General features: G+C 64.1%; 17 protein-coding genes. 5 read left to right on the top strand and 12 right to left on the bottom strand.

Annotated features, from left to right (window positions below; genetic code table 11):
* Nucleotides 1-24: 24 nt before the first annotated feature.
* Entirely contained in the window at nucleotides 25-252 is a 228-nt protein-coding gene (locus VNN77_19845; GenBank protein HXG53661.1) for a helix-turn-helix domain-containing protein, read from the bottom strand.
* Between VNN77_19845 and VNN77_19840 the strand changes: the two genes are divergently transcribed.
* Entirely contained in the window at nucleotides 214-1,620 is a 1,407-nt protein-coding gene (locus tag VNN77_19840; GenBank protein ID HXG53660.1) for an outer membrane protein transport protein, read from the top strand. The genes VNN77_19845 and VNN77_19840 overlap by 39 nt on opposite strands.
* A gap of 22 nt (nucleotides 1,621-1,642) precedes the next feature.
* On the opposite strand, the gene VNN77_19835 is transcribed toward VNN77_19840, so the two are convergent.
* A complete protein-coding gene (locus VNN77_19835) occupies nucleotides 1,643-3,370 on the bottom strand; it encodes a glutamine--tRNA ligase/YqeY domain fusion protein (protein ID HXG53659.1) in 1,728 nt (575 codons plus the stop codon).
* 131 nt (nucleotides 3,371-3,501) lie between these two features.
* Between VNN77_19835 and VNN77_19830 the strand changes: the two genes are divergently transcribed.
* Nucleotides 3,502-4,503: a 2-dehydropantoate 2-reductase N-terminal domain-containing protein gene (locus tag VNN77_19830; GenBank protein HXG53658.1), complete on the top strand. Its 1,002-nt coding sequence runs from the start codon at nucleotides 3,502-3,504 to the stop codon at nucleotides 4,501-4,503.
* Between the two features lie 30 nt (nucleotides 4,504-4,533).
* Here VNN77_19830 and VNN77_19825 read toward each other — a convergent pair whose 3' ends face one another.
* From VNN77_19825 to VNN77_19780, 10 genes are all read right to left on the bottom strand, one after another.
* The gene (locus tag VNN77_19825; protein ID HXG53657.1) at nucleotides 4,534-5,886 is read right to left on the bottom strand and encodes a sigma-54 dependent transcriptional regulator; all 1,353 of its coding nucleotides are present in this window, start codon (nucleotides 5,884-5,886) and stop codon (nucleotides 4,534-4,536) included.
* 5 nt (nucleotides 5,887-5,891) lie between these two features.
* Nucleotides 5,892-6,260 (bottom strand): response regulator, encoded by a 369-nt coding sequence (locus tag VNN77_19820; GenBank protein HXG53656.1) that lies wholly within the window; start codon nucleotides 6,258-6,260, stop codon nucleotides 5,892-5,894.
* Nucleotides 6,261-6,275: 15 nt separating this feature from the next.
* Nucleotides 6,276-7,946 carry an ATP-binding protein gene (locus VNN77_19815; GenBank protein HXG53655.1) on the bottom strand — a complete coding sequence of 557 codons (1,671 nt, stop codon included), beginning with the start codon at nucleotides 7,944-7,946 and terminating at the stop codon, nucleotides 6,276-6,278.
* A gap of 31 nt (nucleotides 7,947-7,977) precedes the next feature.
* Nucleotides 7,978-8,562, bottom strand: coding sequence for a hypothetical protein (locus VNN77_19810; protein ID HXG53654.1), 585 nt, complete (start codon nucleotides 8,560-8,562; stop codon nucleotides 7,978-7,980).
* 174 nt (nucleotides 8,563-8,736) lie between these two features.
* On the bottom strand, nucleotides 8,737-9,237 hold the full coding sequence (locus VNN77_19805) for a universal stress protein (protein ID HXG53653.1): 501 nt from the start codon (nucleotides 9,235-9,237) through the stop codon (nucleotides 8,737-8,739).
* A 184-nt stretch (nucleotides 9,238-9,421) separates the two neighbouring features.
* Nucleotides 9,422-9,943 (bottom strand): hypothetical protein, encoded by a 522-nt coding sequence (locus VNN77_19800; protein ID HXG53652.1) that lies wholly within the window; start codon nucleotides 9,941-9,943, stop codon nucleotides 9,422-9,424.
* 307 nt (nucleotides 9,944-10,250) lie between these two features.
* Complete coding sequence (locus VNN77_19795) at nucleotides 10,251-11,603, bottom strand: sigma-54 dependent transcriptional regulator (GenBank protein HXG53651.1); 1,353 nt, start codon at nucleotides 11,601-11,603, stop codon at nucleotides 10,251-10,253.
* 10 nt (nucleotides 11,604-11,613) lie between these two features.
* Complete coding sequence (locus VNN77_19790) at nucleotides 11,614-14,613, bottom strand: GAF domain-containing protein (protein ID HXG53650.1); 3,000 nt, start codon at nucleotides 14,611-14,613, stop codon at nucleotides 11,614-11,616.
* Nucleotides 14,613-15,599, bottom strand: coding sequence for an ABC transporter substrate-binding protein (locus VNN77_19785; GenBank protein HXG53649.1), 987 nt, complete (start codon nucleotides 15,597-15,599; stop codon nucleotides 14,613-14,615). Before VNN77_19785 ends, VNN77_19790 begins: the two co-directional genes overlap by 1 nt.
* 6 nt (nucleotides 15,600-15,605) lie before the next feature.
* A complete protein-coding gene (locus tag VNN77_19780) occupies nucleotides 15,606-16,847 on the bottom strand; it encodes a DUF1329 domain-containing protein (GenBank protein ID HXG53648.1) in 1,242 nt (413 codons plus the stop codon).
* Nucleotides 16,848-17,204: 357 nt separating this feature from the next.
* On the opposite strand from VNN77_19780, the gene VNN77_19775 reads away from it, so the two are divergent.
* The 3 genes from VNN77_19775 (at nucleotide 17,205) to VNN77_19765 (ending at nucleotide 19,539) form a co-directional block, all read left to right on the top strand.
* Nucleotides 17,205-18,059, top strand: a complete 855-nt coding sequence (locus VNN77_19775; GenBank protein HXG53647.1) for an alpha/beta hydrolase — start codon at nucleotides 17,205-17,207, stop codon at nucleotides 18,057-18,059.
* 16 nt (nucleotides 18,060-18,075) lie between these two features.
* Entirely contained in the window at nucleotides 18,076-18,966 is an 891-nt protein-coding gene (locus tag VNN77_19770; GenBank protein ID HXG53646.1) for an amidohydrolase family protein, read from the top strand.
* Nucleotides 18,967-19,029: 63 nt separating this feature from the next.
* Nucleotides 19,030-19,539 (top strand): cupin domain-containing protein, encoded by a 510-nt coding sequence (locus tag VNN77_19765; GenBank protein HXG53645.1) that lies wholly within the window; start codon nucleotides 19,030-19,032, stop codon nucleotides 19,537-19,539.

Raw genomic sequence — 19,539 nt, 5'->3', positions numbered from 1 at the left:
CCGGAACAATCGACGGAAAAGTTCCTACTCGGGCTCCTCCTGGAGACCGAGATTGGAGTTTTCCTTTAGCCACGCTTCCAGAAGCTTTTTCTTGAATCTCCATTGGTTGCCGACCTTGAATGCGGGAATTTTTTTCCGGGCCACGAGGCGATAAACGGTGAATCTGTCCACCTTCAGATATCTCGCGACCTGGGCCGTGGTTAGCAAAACTTCTTGCAATTTAAAATCTTCTGTGGCAACCTTTTGCAACATTTGGCACTGGTATATAAGAGTTGGCGCCCGCAGTCAAGCGATTTTAGGGGGATGTGGATGAGGGGAAAGCCTTCGATTTTGCTGAAAATCCTCGCAGGCAGCGGGCTGGCTGTTTGGATGTCTGTCCGTGTTTACGCGGGCGGCTTTATCATTCCCCACCAGACGGCGAGGGCCCTGGGGCTGGCGAATGCCATGACCGCCGGCGTCGACGATCCGTCGGCGGTCTACTACAATCCCGCGGCTTTGGGCGAGATCAAAGGGAACAATATCCTGCTGAACGGGCTGTACATCAACGTGGTCAACAGCGTGGAGAACAGCGGCAGAAAGGCGGCGAACAAACACGACGACAACTTTCTGGCCACACTCTTTTTCAACTATCACATTCCCGGAACCGACTTCACCGTCGGCGCCGGAACTTACAGCCCTTTCGGTCTCGCCACGACCTACGAAGAGGATTTCACCCGCTTTGCCGCTGAGCGTACGGAGTTGAAGACGATATACGTTACACCGGCGGTTTCATGGCACCCCTCCAAACGCTTTGCCGTAGGGGCGGGCGCGAGCTTCATTCACGCTTCAGGCCTGTTTTCCCGGTCTCTCTGCTTCGATGCGGTCACAGGGTGCACCGCGCCGATCGGGTTCGAGGGAAGAATGAGGCTCAACGATACCGCCAACGCTTTCGCCTACAACCTGGGTTTTCTGGTAAAGCCGGCCGATACCGTGAAGATCGGCTTCAGCTATCGATCGCGTGCGGATCTTCGATTCGACGACGCCGACGTGAAATTGGGAGGGCCGTTTTCCATTCCCCTGACCACAGCCGAGGTCCGGCCTCTTCCGCTGCCGCCCGTCATCAATGTAGGCGTGCACTGGCAGATCAACCCCGCGTGGGGGGCGGAACTCGTATACGAGTACACGCGGTGGAAAGAATTCAAGCGTTTTACCGCTTCGTTTGTTCCCGCTCCGACTTTTCTTCCCCTAGGGGGAGCCGGCCTCGTGTCCGGGTTCAGTCTGCCGGAGGACTGGAAGAACACCAGCACCCTGCGTTTTGGAAGCCACTACAAGCTGAGCCCGGCGTGGGAATTGCGCGGAGGATTTACGGTCGAGGAAACGCCGATTCCCTCGAGAACACTGAACCCTGCCATTCCGGGAGCCGATCTTCTGACGTTGAACGCGGGCGTGGGCTACAAATGGGAGAAGCTCTCTTTGGACTTTGCGTATATGGCCGTCTTTTACAAGACCCGGCGCGTCACGAACAACGAGCTCGAAGGGCTTCCGGCAACCGCCCCCTTGTTCTTCAGCGGCGCTCCCGGTCGCGACACCTACGAAACCTTCAATAACTTTTTGTCGGTGTCGCTCAGCTACCGATTCTAGAGGCCCTCTTCGGAGATCGGCCTCACCGTGCCTTCTCCATTTTCGCCCACGGGTCGCGGAGCGTTACGGTCCGGTTGAAGACCGGGGCTCCGGGCCGCGAATCCACCGTGTCGACACAGAAATAGCCGAGCCGCTCGAACTGATAGCGTTCTCCTGGCTTGGCCGCGGCGAGCGCCGGTTCGAGAAAGCAGCCTCGCAGCGTTTCCAGGGACTTGGGGTTGACGTTGGCGACCCAGTCCTCGCCCTCGGGAACGTCGTCAGGGTCTTCCTTCGTGAACAGGTGATCGTAGAGGCGGACGGTCGCGGGAACCGCGTGCGCCGCGGATACCCAGTGGATCGTTGATTTGACCCTGCGGTCGCTGCGCGCCGAGCCGCTTCGGGTCTCCGGGTCGTACTGGCAGCGCAGCTCGACGACTTCCCCGCTCCCGGGGTCTTTCACGAGCCCCGTGCACCTGACGATGTAAGCGTATCGGAGGCGGACCTCCCGCCCGGGCGACAACCGGAAAAACCCCTTCGGCGGCTCCTCCCGGAAATCATCCCGCTCGATGTAGAGCACCCGCGAAAACGGGACCGCGCGCGTCCCCATGCTCGGGTCTTCGGGATTGTTGACGGCCTCGACCTGCTCGACGCGTCCTTCGGGATAGTTCTCGATTATGACCTTGAGCGGCCTCAGCACCGCCATCGCCCGGGGTGCCCGCTTGTTAAGATCCTCCCGCACGCAATGCTCGAGCATCGCGATGTCCACGGTGCTGTTGCGCTTGGCCACGCCGATGCGCTCGCAGAAAGTCCGGATCGCCTCGGGCGTATAGCCGCGCCGCCGGATGCCCGCGATCGTCGGCATCCTCGGATCATCCCATCCGGTGACAAATCCCTCCCGGACCAGCCGCAGGAGCTTGCGCTTGCTGAGCGCGGTATAGCTCAGATTGAGCCGCGCGAACTCGATCTGTTTCGGGTGATGGATCCCCAGGTTGTCGAGGAACCAGTCGTAGAGCGGGCGATGGTCCTCGAACTCGAGGGTGCAGATCGAATGGGTGATGCCCTCGAGGGAGTCCGACTGACCGTGGGCGAAGTCGTACGTGGGGTAGATGCACCAGGTGTCGCCCGTCCGGTGGTGCCTGGCGTGAAGGATGCGATACATCACCGGATCGCGCAGATTGAGATTGGGCGAGGCCATGTCGATCTTCGCCCGCAGCGTCCGCGACCCGTCGGGAAACTCCCCCGCCCGCATCCGGCGAAACAGATCCAGGTTCTCTTCCACGGAACGGTCGCGGTAGGGGCTGTTCCTCCCCGGTTCGGTGAGCGTGCCGCGGTACTCCCGGATCTGGTCGGCGGTGAGATCACAGACGTAAGCCCGGCCGGCCTCGATCAACCGAACGGCGAACTGATAGAGCTGCTCGAAATAGTCCGAGGCGTAGTATTCGCGGTCGCCCCAATCGAACCCGAGCCAGCGTACGTCCTCCTTGATCGACTCGACGTACTCGACCTCTTCCTTGATCGGGTTGGTGTCGTCGAACCGGAGGTTGCAGAGCCCTCCGAACTCCGCCGCCAGTCCGAAATTCAGGCAGATCGACTTGGCGTGACCGATGTGAAGATAACCGTTGGGCTCGGGAGGAAACCGGGTCCTCACCCGCCCGCCGTACCTCCCCGCCTTGACGTCCTCCGCGATGATCGCCCGAATGAAATGGGACGGCGCGGCATCGGCGGACCGCTCCGCCGGCTGTCGTGTCTTCCCCGATGTCGAACGGCTCACAATCTCCTCGCTTTCGGCGGCGATTTCAATCTACTCGCATCGGCACGCCGCTTCAAGTTTCGCACCGCTTTCCTTCTCCCGCTGCTCTGTGATATGGCGTGCGGAGAAAGCGGATCAGGAGGCGGGTCGCGATGCGCATGCTGATGATAGGAACGGGACCCATCGGCGGGATCATCGGCGGACGGCTCGCCCGCGCCGGACACGACATCTACTTCGTGGACGTCGATCGCGAGCACGTGGCCGCGATCCGCGCGAACGGACTTCACGTCGACGTACCGGACGGAGCGTTCCGGGTGAACGTGCGCATCGGCTTTCCCGGCGAGCTCCAAGGAAGCTTCGATACCGTCTTTCTCGCCGTAAGGTCCAACTACACGGCCGACGCGCTGGCCACCGCCCTGCCCCACCTGGCCGCCGGCGGCCTCCTGGTCTCGCTGCAGAACGGCATCAACCCTCCGCTGCTCGCGGCCGAGGTCGGGCCGGACCGCGCCGTCGGCGTGGCGATCCGGATGGGTTGCCGCAAGGTCGCCCCCGGCCGGGTCCAGACAGCGATCCGCGGCCACCTCTATCTCGGCCACCTCCACGGCCGGACCACCCCACGGCTGGAATCGCTGGTCGCCTTGCTGAACCCGGTGATCCCGAGCGAGACCACCGACAACATCCTCGGCGTGCTGTGGAGCAAGCTGACCTACACCTGCCTCGGCTACTTCGGATCGCTTGCCGACGCTTCCCTGAAAACGATCTGCGAGGAGGATTCGAACCGCCGCGCGCTCGTGGACTTCCTGGGCGAAGTGGTCGCCGTCGGGGCCGCGGGCGGCGTGAGGTTCGTTCCGCTGGCGGAATACGACCCCGCCGATTTCCATCCCGCACGGGCGCTGCCGGCGCGCCTCGCGGCGCTCGACGACATGGCGAAAGGCTTCAAATCCTACGACCGCAAGGGCCCGCTGCGCCAGATCCAGCAGGGGATGGTGACCGAGGTCGACTTCACGCTCGCCCACGTGGTTCGCGAAGGCGAGCGTCTCGGCGTTCCGACACCGCTCTGCCGCAAGGTTCTCGCCATGATCCACGAGCTGGAGGCCGGAAGGCGGCCGCTCACTCTGGCGAGCTACGGCGAGCTCTCGACGGCATCGGGGTGAGCGCGGTCCGGCGCCCGCTGCCCGAGCGCTCTAGCTCACCCGCAGGCTCTTGATCAGGCGCGAGAGGTAGGTGCGCTGCAGACCCAATATCCGCGCGGCTGCCGCGCGATTGCCCTCGGTCTGGGCGAGGATCCGCGAAATCAGCTCCCGCCGGTATTCGTCCACCGCCGTACGGTAGGAGAACCGGCTCTGGCCGATCGGCGGAACCATGGCCAGGAAGTTGGGGGGAAGGTCCGGGATGGCCAGCTCGGGCCCCTGCCCCAGCACCATGGCCCGCTCGATGATGTTGGCGAGCTCGCGCACGTTTCCCGGCCAGTCGTAAGCCTGGAATTTGGCGAGCACTTCGGGCGCGATGCGGGTGAACGGCTTTTTCATATCGGCGGCAAAGCGTCCGAGAAAGTAATCCGCGAGCTCGGGGATATCCGCTTTGCGCGCGCGCAGCGGCGGGAGCTTGATGACGACCACGCTCAGGCGATAGAAGAGATCCTCGCGAAAGCGCCCTTGGCGAACGGCGCTCTCGAGGTCGCGATTGGTCGCCGCGATGATGCGGACGTCGACGCCGATGGGCCTGGTTCCTCCCACCCTCTCGAATTCCCTTTCCTGGAGAAAGCGGAGCAGCTTCGCCTGAATCTCGGGCGCGACGTCGCCCACTTCGTCGAGAAACACGGTCCCGCCGTGAGCCAGCTCGATTCTTCCGCGCTTCAGGTGCAGCGCGCCGGTAAATGCTCCTTTCTCGTGGCCGAACAGCTCGCTTTCGAGAAGCTCGCGCGAAAGCCCTGCGCAGTTGATCGCGACGAACGGCCCGCCCGCTCGTTCGCTCCAGCGGTGGATCGCGCGGGCGAAAACCTCTTTACCCGTGCCGCTCTCCCCCAGCAGCAGGATCGTCGACTTGCTCGGGGCCGCCCGGCGCGCGAGCGCGACCGCCCTTCCCATCTCCGGGCTTCGGCCGACCACCATCCGATGGCGCTCGTCCAGCTCCTCCGCGAGCACGGCGACGCCCCGCTTGAGCGTTTCCCGCTCCAGGGCCTTCGCCACGATCAGCGCGATATGGTCGGGCTCGAACGGTTTGGGGACAAAGTCAAAGGCTCCCTCCTTCATCGCCTGCACCGCGCGCTCGATCGTGGCGTACGCGGTGATCATGATGACCGCCGCTTCGCTTTCCCGCCGGCGGATTTCCCGCAGGACTTCAAGCCCGTTCATGTCGGGCAGCATCACGTCCAGAAGCACCAGCCGCGGCTCGTGCCGATCGAGCAGTTCGAGGCATTCACGCCCGCCGGCCGCTGTCAGCACCCGATAACCCAGGGACTCGAGGCGGTCACGAAGCGCCTCGCAGGTGTCGGCGTCGTCGTCGACGACCAGAATGACATCGCCCGGGGCTTCCATGTGCGCTACAAGGAGACGTTCATGACTTTCTCGATTTTCGACTTGAGCTCTTCCCAGTCGAACGGTTTCAGGACGTACTCGTTCGCTCCCTTGGCGACCGCGCCGATCGCCGCCTCGCGCGACATCGACGACGTTATGATGATGATGGGCAGACGGTTGTCGTGCTTGCGAACCTCTTCCAGCACCTCGATGCCGCTCATCCCGGGCATCTTGACGTCGAGGAACACGCCGTCGAACCTCTCGGTCATGATCTTCCTCAGAGCCTCGATCCCGTTCGCGGCCGTGGCCACGGCGAAGCCATAGGCCTCGAGACGGTCTTGAATGACCTCCAGGATATCGCTCTCGTCATCGGCCACGAGCACCCTCAACGCCATGGCCTCCTCCTTGCTCTAAACGCCCAGGGGCGCGCGGGCAGGCAGCGTAAAGCAAAAGCGGCTGCCGCCTCGAGCGCTCCGTTCCACCCAGATCCTTCCGCCGTGCATTTCGACCAGGGATTTCGAGATCGAAAGCCCCAGCCCGGTTCCCGCGGTCTTTGGTCTGTTCGACTGCTCCGCCTGGTAAAACTTGTCGAAGATCCTGACGCTTTGCTCTTCCGGAATCCCCGGTCCCGTGTCTTCGACCCATAGCTTGATCCACCCCGATCCATCGTCCTCCACGCCGGCTCTGATGAGGCCGCGAGGCGGGGTGAACTTGATCGCGTTTCCCAGCAAATTGATCAGCACCTGGATCGTCTTGTCCCGATCGGCCCAGACGAACACCGGCTCCTCCGGCAGCGTCACTTCCAGCTCGATCAGTTTCTCGGCGGCCGCTGGGCGCAGCGTCTCGGCGGCTTCGGCCGTCAGCTGGCCGGCGTTCAACGACGCCGGGTGCAGGGCGACTTTCCCCGCCTCGATCCTGGAAAGGTCCAAGAGGTCGGCGATGAGCCGCCCGAGCCGATCGGCGTTGCTCTTGATGCGGGACAGATAGCGCGTTTGCTTCTCGGTGAGCGGTCCGGTAAGGCCGTCGAGCATGTTGTCCACGGACGCCTTGATCGCGGTTAACGGCGTGCGCAGCTCGTGGGAGACATTCGAGACGAAATCCGATTTCAAGCGGTCGACTTCCTTCAGCCTCCGCTCGACCTTCTTTTTTTCGCTGATGTCTTTGCCCACGCTCAGCAGGCCGAGAATGCGCCCGTTTTCGTCCCGGATGGGAGAGACCGAAACCGAGAGATAGAGCAACTCGCCGTTCTTTCTCGTGGCCCTGAGCTCCAGATCCCGCAGCGGCCCCGTGAGCAGCACCTTGACGCGGATCTCTTCCAGCCGGCGGCGCTCTTCCGGCGCGAACAGAACGGAGATGTTCTGCCCGATGATCTCGCTCTTGCAGTAACCGGCCAGCACCTCGGCGCCGCGGTTCCAGGTTTGAATCCGGTCGTCGAGGTCCGTACCGACGATGAGATCCGCCGCGTTTTCCACGAGGTTCTCGACGTATGCTTTGCCTTTGGCGATCTCGAGGTAGAGCTGAGCGTTCTCCAACGCCACGCCGAGCTGCGACCCGAAAGCATTGAGGAGGCGGATCTCGCGGCGGGCGAAGCGATGATATCTCCGGCTCCCGACCACGATGAGCCCGAGGACCCTGGTTTTGGACATGACCGGGGCGGCCGCGGTCGAGATCACGCCTTCTCGTTCGAGCGTGCGGTTTTTGTAGATCGGGTTCTTGCGGATATCCGAGCAGACATACGGCTCTTTGGTCTCGAAGACGATGCGCGAGACGTTGCGCCGGTCCGATTGGACGGGCGTGACCCCCGCGAGAAACTCCGGCGAGCGCAGGCCGCGCGCCGCGCGGACGACCATTCCGGTCTTTTCCTCGTCCAGGATGCGTATGAAGCCCAGATCGAACCCGAGGATCTCGAGCGACTTGTCGAGGGTATCGTTGAGGATCTTCTCGATCTCGAGCGACTGCGTAGCAACTTCGGTGACGGCGAGCAGCGCCGCCAGGTCCCGGCCGCTCGCAAGCAGTTTCGCGTTCGCGCCGGAGCCCTCGGTGGCGGGCGCGTGATCAGCGGGCCTAGAGTTCTTGTCCACGTCCCCGTGCGCGAGAAACGAATCCCGGATTTCAGGGAGGGTGTGGAGGCCCGGAGTAGGCCAGGTTCGTCCGAACGTACCGAACGAGCTCCGAAGCGGGTTTCTGGCTCCAGGAAACCAGCCTCGCTTTAATCTCGTCGTCCTTCGCGGAGGGATCGCCCAGGAACGCGGCGTTCAGCGTCCCGGCGTAGACGCGGTCGATCAGGATCGGAACCGACCTGCGATGCGTTTCGCCGTAAAAGCTCTCGCCGATTCTCTGGCTCGTCGGGTCCGCCTGCGGCGGTTTGGACCAATCCCGCCGGACCCAATCGCCCGGCGACACTTTCAGGCAATCCGAGAAGAGCCGGGAGGGGTGGGTGTCGCCGAAACGGAGCTCGAGCGGCGCGTACGGTTGACCTTTGGCAAGCCTGATGGCGGTCGCCTCGACGTCTTCGACCCAACCGCAGAACACCGGGCTGTCCGTCTGCCCGGTCCGATTGAGCCGGCACGAGACCCACAATACCCTGGCACCGGCAACGGGAATTTCCTTCAGATCACGCAGGACACAGGCCAGGATGTCTTGAATATGCAAGCAATGAGAGGAGTTACGGGCGAAGGGGATGGGGCGCGCCGGCATGGACGATTCCTGCTTATCGCCGCAATCTTCCTGAGAACCCAAAACAGCCAGCCATTGGACCCAGGCTCTCGAGAAGTCGGATCGCGGACGACGCCCGATCGGAATCGGCCGGCCAGATACTTCTTCCCCTCATACTCCAGCCTCACGGCGACTGTCAAGGGCGCCGGGCACGGCTCAACCTGCGGGACCGGCAGTCCGGCTCGCCGAAAAAACCAGCATCGGCGGCCGCCTCCGCGGCTCGACTGCGCGAAAAAGAAGCCGCAGCGCCCGCTCGAGCCGCGCCCGGAGATCGCCGCGCCTTCGGCCCACGACGATCAGATGCACATCCGGCCGCCGGGCGAAGTCGCGGACCACCCTGCTGGGAGCGCCTCCGTGCACAGCCACCTCGATCTCGACCCCGGCCTTCAGCAACGCCTCGCAGCGCGGCAGAATCCACCCCTCCGCCGAACGAATCTGGTCTCGGATGGAACTCGCCCGGGGCATTCCCGACGAAACCACCGGCCGGACGGCCGAGGGAAAAACCGAAAGCTGATCCATGAGACCGTCGATTCCATTCCGGCTGGAGCGGACCACGAACAGGAGCTTCATCCCCGGTTGAGCGAGCTTTTCGAGGTATGGAAGAAACTGCTCGATGGAATCGGAGCTTCTCAACGGCACCACGATTCGGCTCGCCATAACGGACCCTCCTTCCCCTGTCCTGCACCGCTGCAGGCTCCGTGCCAGCTCGAACAGCGCGTCGGCTGAAAAGAAAACCCACGCATCAAGGCCCTATGGGCGGGGTCCGCACGCCCGCGGAACGCGGGCTTCGTGAACATTCGGATACGATAGCGTATGAGAAAGTCCGAAAAAGCGTCGAGACTCAGCGCGACGGAGGTCCCGTGTCCGGTTTCGGTCCCGACTCGGCCCTTTCGCCCGTCGCGGCAGCCGGGATCGAAATCAAGACCGGCGCATGAGGTCGTCGTTTGCCTGAAACGAGAAGGGAACGGATTTGCTGCAAGCTTCTCGCCATCCAACCCTTTGGTCCTTCGCTCATCATGATGAGGTCGACATCGCCGCTTCGGATGTAGTCTTTCAGGACCCTTCGCGTGCCCCCGGAATAAACGCTCATCCCGATCTCAATCCCCCTTCTTCGCAGCTCATCGCACAAAACGACGATGGCTGCGGCATCTTCTGGCCGATCGTGGCTCGTGGCTCTGCCGCCTGCTGAGGGCTCTAAGGGCAGGCCCGGCAGGAGCTGCTCCGTGAAATCCGACAGGCCGGCCAGACCGTAATGAACGAGGAAGACGACACGCATCCCCGGCTGGGCGAGCTTTTCGAGATAGGGCAGAAACTGTTCGATGCGGTCGGACGGTTTCAGGGGCACCAGGATTTGCCTCGGCATGCCTACTCCCGCCGTCCTGAAGAGCACGAGCCATGCCAGGGGACCGCCAGCCGGCAACCGGAGCCCAGGTGCACGAAATCATGGCCATTTTCGATTGCTCCCCCGCGAGAGCGTCGCGTTCATGCGACACAGGCCGTGTTGGATGCAACACAGCCGCTCAGGCGAGATTCCCGCGTGATCCCTCTTCGGCTCTGTCGAACGGGAGCTCAAAAAGCCTTGCCGAGGTCGTCCCCGGGCCTCGTCGAGGCACCGTCCCCGGCGTCCCCGCAGCCTGAGCGCATCTTCCAGGGTAGACCGACAGGATCTGTCACCGGATCTCGAAGGACTTCATCAGCTTCAGCAAATAGCTTCGTTCCAGTCCGAGCAGCCGCGCGGCGGCGGCGCGATTTCCTTGCGTGCGCGCCAGGGCCTGGACGATCACGTCCCGTCGATAGCCGTTGACCGCCTCGTGATAGGATTGCGCTTCGGAATGGTTCGATCGGGCGGTCGAGGCAAAACCGGGACTGAGGTCCTGCGGTTGTATTTTGCGCCCCTGCCCCAACACTACCGCCCGCTCGATCACGTTCGCCAGCTCGCGCACGTTACCGGGCCAGTCGTAGCCGAGCAGCCTTTCCGCGGCCGCCGGGGCGATTTCGGCGATATTTTTCTTCGCCTCTTTGGAGAAGCGTTCCACGAAATACTGGGCAAGGGGCAGGATGTCTTCTTTTCTTTCCCGGAGCGGCGGCAGGAAAATCGGGACGACGTTGATGCGATAATAGAGATCCTGACGGAAGGCCCCTTGCTTTACCGCCGCCTCGAGGTCCCGGTTGGTGGCGGCGATGATGCGGACGTCCACGCGAATGGTGTCGTTCCCGCCGACGCGCTCGAACTCGCGCTCCTGCAGGAACCGCAGCAGCTTCGTTTGCAGCTCCTGAGAGACGTCCCCGATCTCGTCCAGGAAAACCGTGCCGCCGTGGGCCAGCTCGATTTTGCCCCGCTTCAGCTGATAAGCGCCGGTGAAGGCGCCGCGCTCGTGACCGAAAAGCTCGCTTTCGAGCAGCTCCCTGGACAGCCCGACGCAGTTGATGGCGACGAAAGGCTTGCCCCGCCGGTCGCTCCAGCCGTGAATCGCGCGCGCGAAGAGCTCTTTCCCCGTACCGCTTTCGCCCAGGAGGAGGATCGTGCTTTTGCTGTCCGCGGCCTTTTTAGCGGCGTCGACCGCCCTGGCCATTCTCGGGCTCTTGCCCATGACCAAACGGTAGCGCCGGTCGATCTCCTCGGAGAGCACCTGCACCTCGCGTCGCAGCTGCTGCTCCTCGATCGCCTTTTGCACCACGAGCGCGAGGTGGCCCGGCTTGAAAGGCTTGGAAACGAAATCGTACGCCCCTTCCTTCATCGCCTGGACGGCCCGGTCGACGGTGCCGTACGCGGTGATCATCACGACGGGAAAATCGCGCCCTCTGCGCCGGAGCTCCCTCAGAATATCGAGCCCGTTCATCCCGGGCATCTCGACATCCAGCAGCATCAGGTGCGGCTCGCGCCGCTCGACCGCGGCGAGCGCCCGCACCCCTTCGGTTTCCACCGCCACCCGATAACCGAGCGACTCCAGCCGGTCCTTCAGGACCGTCGCGATGTAAGGGTCGTCGTCGACGACCAGGATGGTCTCGCCAGAGGAATCCATGGCATCCCCCTCATTCGGTGTTCCCGGCGGCGGGGAGCGTGAAAAAGAACGTGCTGCCGCTTTCCTCCCGGCTCTGTACCCAGATTCTCCCGCCGTGGAGCTCGACCAGTTTTTTGGAGATCGCGAGGCCGAGGCCCACGCCGCGGGAGCCGTTGCGGTCGATCTTGTAGAATTCGAGAAAAATCTTCTCGATCTCTTGCGGAGGAATCCCGGGCCCGGTGTCGGACACGGACAGCTCCACCCAGCCGTCTTCCGCTCGCCGCGCTCCTACGGTCACCCGCCCCTCGGGCGGAGTGAACTTCAGCGCATTCCCGATCAGGTTGGTGAGCACCTGAACGATCTTGTCGCGATCTGCCCATCCGCGGAGCCCGTGCGCGGCCGGAGCGACCGAGAGACGAACCCTCTTCTCGTTCGCCAGGGGCGTCAGGGCGGCGGCGACCTCGGCGATCAGGTCCCCGATCGGGAATCGCGCCCGGCGAAGCTCGATCCGTCCGACCTCGATGACCGAAAGATCCAGGAGGTCGTCGATCAGCCTGGCGAGCCGTTCGGCGCTGTCCTTGATGTCCCCAGCGTAGCGCAGCTGCTGGCGATTCAGCGGACCGACGATCCCGTCCAGCATGTTTTCCGCCATCCCCTGGATCGCGGTCAGCGGCGTCCTGAGCTCGTGCGAGACGCTGGAGACGAAACGCGATCGCAGCTGATCCAGCTCCTGGAGCCGCCGGTTCGTCGCCTGCAGCTCGCGGTTCGAGCGCGCCAGCTCGGCCGTGCGCGCCTGGAGCTCGCGAAACAGGCGAACGTTCTCGAGGGCCACGGCGGCCTCGTCCGCAAACGTAGCGGCCAGCTCGATCTCGCTTTCGCTGAACGGCTCGACCACGTCGCGATAGACGACGATGGCGCCGACAGGCGCTCCCTCGCGGAACATGGGGGCGGCCATGACGGTGCGGGCCGGCGTCTGCGGCACCGGCCCGCGAAAATCCGGACCGACGTTGGCGATGTCGACGATCTGCACCGGCCGCCCCTCGCGGATAGCCCGGGTGGTCGCGCTGTCCTCGTCCGGCCGCGGGGGCAGCTTCTGCAGCTCTTCCAGCCGCGAGCCCTCCTCCCGACAGTGGGACACGAACACCAATCCCTGCTCCTCGAGAAGCCGGATCACGCCGCCTGTCGCCCGGGCAAGCCTCACCACATGGGCGGTGATCGAGTCGAGCAGCGCCTGGCTGTTGAGCGGCGAGGCCGCCATGACGCGCAACACTTCCGCCACCGCCGTTTGCCGCGCCAGGGCGTCGACCAGCTCGCGGTTGGCCTGCTCGTGGGCCTCCGTCTTGGCTTTCACCTCTTCGAAGAGGGTGAGGTTTTCGATCGCCACGCCGATCTGGTCCGCCATCGCGACGATCAACCGGACCTCTCCGGGCGTGAAGCTTCGCGGTCCGCGCGCGTGCGACGAGATGGCGCCGACCACCCCCCCTTTCGCCCGGACCGGAAAGAGCGCCAGGAACCGGTATCCGGCCTCCTTGCTCCTGCGCGTGCGGCTCAGCCGGTCATAACGCGGCTCCCGCTGGATGTCTTCGAAGATCAGAGGCTCGCCCGACTCGACGACCTTCCCCAGAAGACCTTGCCCGACCCGCAGCTCGCTCGGGAACTCCAGCGTGTCTCCGAACCTCGCCTTGAGCGACAACGTCTCGCGCTCGCCGCTGAAGAGATAGATCGTCGTCGCGTCCAATCCGAAAATCTCCTTGATCTTGGCCGTCACCTCTCCGAGCACGGGCTCGACGTCCAGAGATCGAGTCGCGGTCGCGGTGATATCGAACAACGCCGAGAGCTCCCGAGTCCGCTGTGCGACCTGATCTTCGAGGCGCTGGTAGGATTTCTTGAGGTCGCCGACCATCCGGTTGAAGGCTTCCGCCAGTATCTCGATCTCATCCCCGGTCTTGATCTCCAGGCGATGGTCCAGGTTCCCGCGGCCGATCGTTTCCACTCCGCGGCGCAGCGCCTCCAGCGGACGAACGACCCGTCGCGCCACGACGACGCTGGCGAGCAACGCGATCCCCAGTCCGAAGAACAACAGCGTCGAGGTCCGCGCCACCGAGGCGTACAGGGGAACGTAGGCTTCCGCCAGAGGTCGCTCGACGATCACCGCCCAGTCCAGGCCCGGCAGGTAAGCGTACGCGCTCAGCACGCGCCGGCCGTCGATGTCGCGGGAGACGAGCGTTTGCGGCTGCAGAATGAACGGCGCGGGCTGCAGCGCCCGCTTGACCTGCTCGAGCGAGCCGGCCCGGCGGCGCTGCGGGACCACGCCGCTCTCGGAATGGGCGACGATGTCGCCCGAGCGGCTGACCACGTAGGCCGAGCCGGTCTTCCCGACCTTGAGGTCGCGAATGAGCTCGCCGACATACCGGAGGCTCACGGTCGCTTCGAGCACCCCGATCACGCTGCCCGGAAAACGCTCGACGGCCACCGCGACGGTGATGTACGGATCGCTGTCGTCGGCAAAGAAGACGGGGCTGAAGAACGTGACTCCTTGCCGTGCCTGAAGGAACCCGGAGGCTTTGGAGTAGTCGGCCTCTGCCTCCGGAGGGACCACGTGGAAGCGCGACACACGGATTCGCGCTTCCCCCCTTTCGTCGATCGCCACGAGGTCGGTAATGGCGGGGGTCACCGACAAAAGCTTCATCAGCTCAAATTTGTATTCCGCGGAAAAACGGCGGTTCGCGATCGCCCGATTCGTGCTGGCGATTTTCATCTCCTTCTCGATCTGAAGGAAGTAAGCGGCGATATCGGCCGCCACCCGTCCGGCTACCTGGGCCTGCCTGAGCCCGATCTCTTCTCGGCTCTCGTGGTAACGGAAGTAGATTTCGAGCAGTCCGCTTGCGATCAATCCGCCGGCCGTCAGCGCGACGAAAATCAGGAAATACTGGCGAACCAGCCTTCCCCGGCGGCGCCTCGGTCTCGCGGTAGAAAACGCCAGCCGCAAAAGCGCCTGGGCCCGGCGCAGGGTTGTCGTCGACCTCGTCATCAATCGAATACCCTGTCGGCCAGCATCAGGACTTCCGGCGCGATCTTCAGGCCGATCGCGGAGGCGATCCTGCGATTGACCGACAGGTCGAACCTCGCGGGCCTCTCGACCGACAGGCTCCCGGGCTTCGTTCCCCTGAAAATCTGGTCGGCGAACCACGCCGCCCGGTAGCCGATGGAATAGAGGTCGGGCGCGTAGCTGAGGAACACGTCCTGTTCCGCGACCTGGAACGCATTGCAGCCGAAGAACGGCCGCCGCTGTTTGAGGGCCGCTGCTGCGAGCGCCCTCAGATCCTTGAACAACCCGGAGCAGATCGTAAAAACGCTCCAGCCGTGCTCCCGCCGGGGCAGCGCATCGACCGCCGCGACGGCGCTCGCCATCGCTTCGATCGGACGATGGACGAGCTCGACCCCCAGTCTCGGCACCATGAGCCTGATCCTGTCCACGATCCGGGCCGATGCCGGGTCCCGCACGTCGGAAAGGGCCAGGGTCCGACGCATGTCGGGCGCCACGTGCTTGAAGACTTCGATCTGCTTGACGACGTTTTCGGGCCCGGTGAAAAACGCAAGTCCGGTCGCGTTGGCTCCCGGCGAGGCCAGGGACTTGACCAGACCCGACAGAACCGGATTGGCGGCCGGCACAAAAAGGATCGGAACGGTCGACGTGCTGCTCAACGCGGCCTTCGTCTCGAGGGTTCCCATCGTCACCAGCAAATCGGCCCTGTGCCCGGCCAGATAGGCCGAAACCGCGGAACGCAGGCGCTCCGGCTCCGGCCCGTGAATCCAGTCGATCGCGAGATTCTGGCCTCGCGTGTAGCCCAGTTCCTCCAGCCCGTCGCGCAGTCCCTGTTCCTGCGGCTGGACGCGGACAGGGCGCTCGTCGATGACGAGCGCGAGACGGTAAAGCCGTTTTTGGGGCCCGATCGCAAGTTGGCTCGCCGAAACCAAAAGCAGGGCAAAAACGCGCAAACGGCCGGATGCCAACATGGACCGTCACCGAATCGCCCCGCCCCGCATCACGGTCTGGAGCGTCGCCAGCGTGAAGAGCGTGGGCTGGTATCCCTGATTGTAGGCTCGCGTTGCGGTAACGAGGGTCGAGCGGCCGTTGAGAACGTTGACGACCGCCACGGTGCCGACCGACAATACCTCCTGCCCGTCCGACAGCGTCACCGGCGTGAGGAAAGGAAACTGCTCCTTCCAGTAGTTCCCCTTGCCGTCCCAGCTCATGGTCCAGAGCGCCTCGTAGTTGAGTTTATCGATGTGGACGATTTTCTTCGCATAGCAGTAAGCGGGATTTTTCGGCGTGATCTCGAGAACGTAGGTGTCGTGCACTTCCCACGTTTCGTCGAGCGGCAGGTAATCCCCGGGCCTGCGACGGAAAGGAACGTGTTCCTGGAAAAAGTTGCCGAGGACCTTTTTCTCGCCGAGGAGCCGGTAGTTGAAGTCGGTGATCTTGCCGTTGAAATTGTTGATGTCGTCGAACGTGAACTCGCTGGGCGCAAGCGTCGAGCACCGCTGGATCGGAGGCGAGCGCCGCACCCGGCGGATGCTGGGAACGTAGACGTAGAGATCGTCCTCCCGGTCGGGCTGGGCGTAGCGGATCTCGAGGGTCGTCGTACCGGAGGTGTCGCGCGGGTATTCGTCCGCGCGCAGCTGCATCCAGTCGATGTGCTCGTACCCGTGGAAGGAGGGCCGGCTCGCAATGCTCACCCGCCCCCGGACCTTCAGATAATAGTGAACCACGTCGGCGCGCCGCTCCGACCCGTCCCTTTCGATCGCGACGCGGACGATCTTGCCGCCGCTCATCGCCCCGCCGGTCTTGGAATCGTCGCCGAGCCAGCGCCAGTAGAAGTTCCAGGCGAGCTTGAGGCCGGCCCGAGGGTCCGAAGGAGCGATGTTCGGAAACGGCAGACCGGCCACGTAGTTGACGAGCTCCCCGCCGGCCCCGAGAACGACCTTTCCGGAATACGTCTCCGTGGCCCGCCGGTATTCCGCCGGAACGGCGTATTTCCTGGGATGCTTGATGCGAAGGGTGTAGCCGGATCTGATCCGGTTCAGCAGGTTCTCTCCGACCAGCCCCTGGACCCTGGACCAGTTGTGCGGCCCGATGACGTCTCCGGGATCCGGCGGGTTAGCGATTCCTCGACACGGGAAGTCCGCAATCACGCATGCCGCCAGCCCGCCGACAAGGAGCGTTCTTCGCAGCACCCGACGCCCCTGTCCCGTTAACGACATTGCGGTCGTCCTCCGCGGTTACAGCCGGACTCCCATTTTCGCCACGATCAGCCCACAGGCGTGCATCTATAGCAGAACCGCTTCGGGGCGTGCAAAGGGAAAAAAGGAGGCGCGGCAGAGCGAATCGAATACCATCCGACCGGCGTCCCCCCGAAACGGGTATCGGCGCGAAAAGTTCCGGCGGCAGAAGGGCTTCCGTGGCGGCGTCGGAACCGGAAAGGGATCCCCGGCGTATCCTTTTGTAGACAGCGCACAGGCGAAAAGTACACAGAATCGGACGGCGGATCCGCAAAGGCACGTTGACAGGCCCCGAGCCTTCCTTTAGGTTCACGGGTGCAAGCGCGGCAAGTGAACGGCATGGACGGCGGGGTTTACAAGGGCTTTCGAGCGGCGGAGCTGGAGTACCAGTTCAATCCACGGGTCTCGGTGCCGGAATTCCCGCAACTCGCGCAGCGGCGCTCGGAGAAGAGCCGGATCATCCGCCATTCTGTCGCGCACGACCTCGACGTCCGCTACGGAGACAGCCCGCGGCAGACGCTCGATGTTTTTCCCGGCTTCGGCGGCCCCGTCCTGATCTTCATTCACGGCGGCTACTGGCGCAGCGGCAACAAGGAGGATCACTGCGGCTTCGTGCCCCTGTTCGTGGAGCGCGGAGCCACCGTGGCGCTGGTGGAATACGATCTCTGCCCGTCGGTCACGATCGGCGAGATCGTGCGACAGATCCGGACTGCGGTCGCCTGGGTTTTCCGCAACGTTGCGCGTTATGGAGCGGACCCGGGGAGGCTGTACGTGTGCGGCCACTCCGCCGGCGCGCACCTCGGCGCGATGGCGCTCGCCCACGACTGGGCGGGCGAAGGGCTGCCCGCAGATGTGATCAAGGGAGCCGCGCTCACCTCGGGCGTCTATGATCTCGAGGTGGTAATGCGGATCAGCGTGAACGACCAGGTTCGTCTGACTCCTGAGCTCGCCCGGGAGTTCGACCCCTTCCGCAACCCGCCGCGCTGCGGCTGCCCCGTTCTGGTGGCGGTCGGCGGCGACGAGCCCACGGGCTGGCGGCAGATGTCGCTCGATTATTTTGAATTCTGCAGAAACCGGGGCGTTGCGGCGGAGTTTCTCGTCGTTCCCGGAGCTAACCATTACACGGTTTCCGACCGCATGGCCGACCCCGAGGACCCTCTGGCTCGGGCCGTGCTCCGCCAGATGGGCTTGTAGCCGGAGCGCCGCGACGATGCGCTACTGCATGCCGCCGGACCCCAACACTCGCACGCCGTGCTTCAGGCCGCCGCCGGGCGCCTGCGATACCCACTTCCACATTTTCGGCCCGCCGGAGGAGTTCCCGTTCGCCGCCACCCGCGAATACACGCCCCCCGCCGCGCCACTGGAGCACTACCGGCTGATGGCGAGCGTGATCGGTGTCGAGCGCGGCGTGGTCGTCCAGCCGAGCGTGCACGGGCTCGATGTCCGCGTCACCCTCGACGCCATCGCAAAATCGGAGGGCCGCTTTCTCGGCGTCGCGCGGATCGACGACCAGACCGCGAACGACGAGCTGAAGCGCCTCAAAGACGCCGGCATTCGCGGAGTGCGCTTCAACCTGCTGGACCGTCCGCGCGGCAACGTCGAGCTCGACGTCTTCGAGCGGGCGGTCGAGAAGGCCGCCGCGATCGGCTGGTCCGTCGATCTCCACATCGATCCCAGGAACTTGCTCGCGCACGAGCGGCGAATACGCGCGCTTCCCGGGCCGGTGGTCATCGATCACATGGCGCGCATCGATCCCGGCGCCGGACCGAGCCAGCCGGCTTTTCAGCTGCTTCTCGACCTGCTGAAAGACAGCCGTTTCTGGGTCAAGGTCACCGGCGCGGACAAGCTCTGCCGGACGCGTGTCCACGATTATTTCGGACTTCCCTTCATCGATGTGATCCCGTACGCCCGCGCCGTGATCGCCGCCGCTCCCGACCGGGTTCTCTGGGGAACCGACTGGCCGCACTCCAACCACTTCACCCCGGGAAAAACGCCCAACGACGGAGACCTGGTGGATCTCCTGGCCGAGTTCGCGCCTGACGAGCCGACCAGAAACAGAATCCTGGTCGAGAATCCGGCCCGGCTGTACGGCTTCGGGTAAGCAGCGGGCCGGGGAGCAGATCTTTCCGCCGAGGCGGGAGCCGGAGCGGGCCGGGAGGTTCTCATGGATCGGATGCCGATCGTCGATCTATCCGAGAGGGCGAAAGCCCTCGCGCAGAGCGGACAGCGCGTGAGCGTTCTCTGGCAGAAGCCCGACTCGCTGGCGTTCGTCGCGCGCGGCCGGGAATACCGCAGCGAATTCCACATCAACCCGAGCGACGAGCTGATGTACATGATCCAGGGGGAGATGCGGCTCCATTACCGCACCGCGGACGGAAAGGAAGAGATCGCTCATCTGCGCCAGGGTGCGCTGATCTACACGCCCGCCGGGACGCCGCACTCTCCGCGCTTTCCTCCCGACGCCTTCGCCCTGATCGTGGAACGGCAGCGCCGCCCGGGCGAAGTGGATCGTTTCCGGTGGTACTGCCCGCAGTGCGACGCTCTCCTCCACGAAGAGGAGTTCGTGGTCGACGACTACGCCGCGGATCCGGTGTCGCAAGCCTACCGGCGCTTCTTCGAGAGCGAGGAGTTCCGGACGTGCAAACGATGCGGCGGCGTCATGCCCGCCGCGTAA

The organism is Candidatus Zixiibacteriota bacterium, from assembly GCA_035574315.1.
Lineage (GTDB): Bacteria > Desulfobacterota > Binatia > UBA9968 > UBA9968 > DATLYW01.
This window is presented reverse-complemented; position numbering and strand designations above follow the sequence as displayed.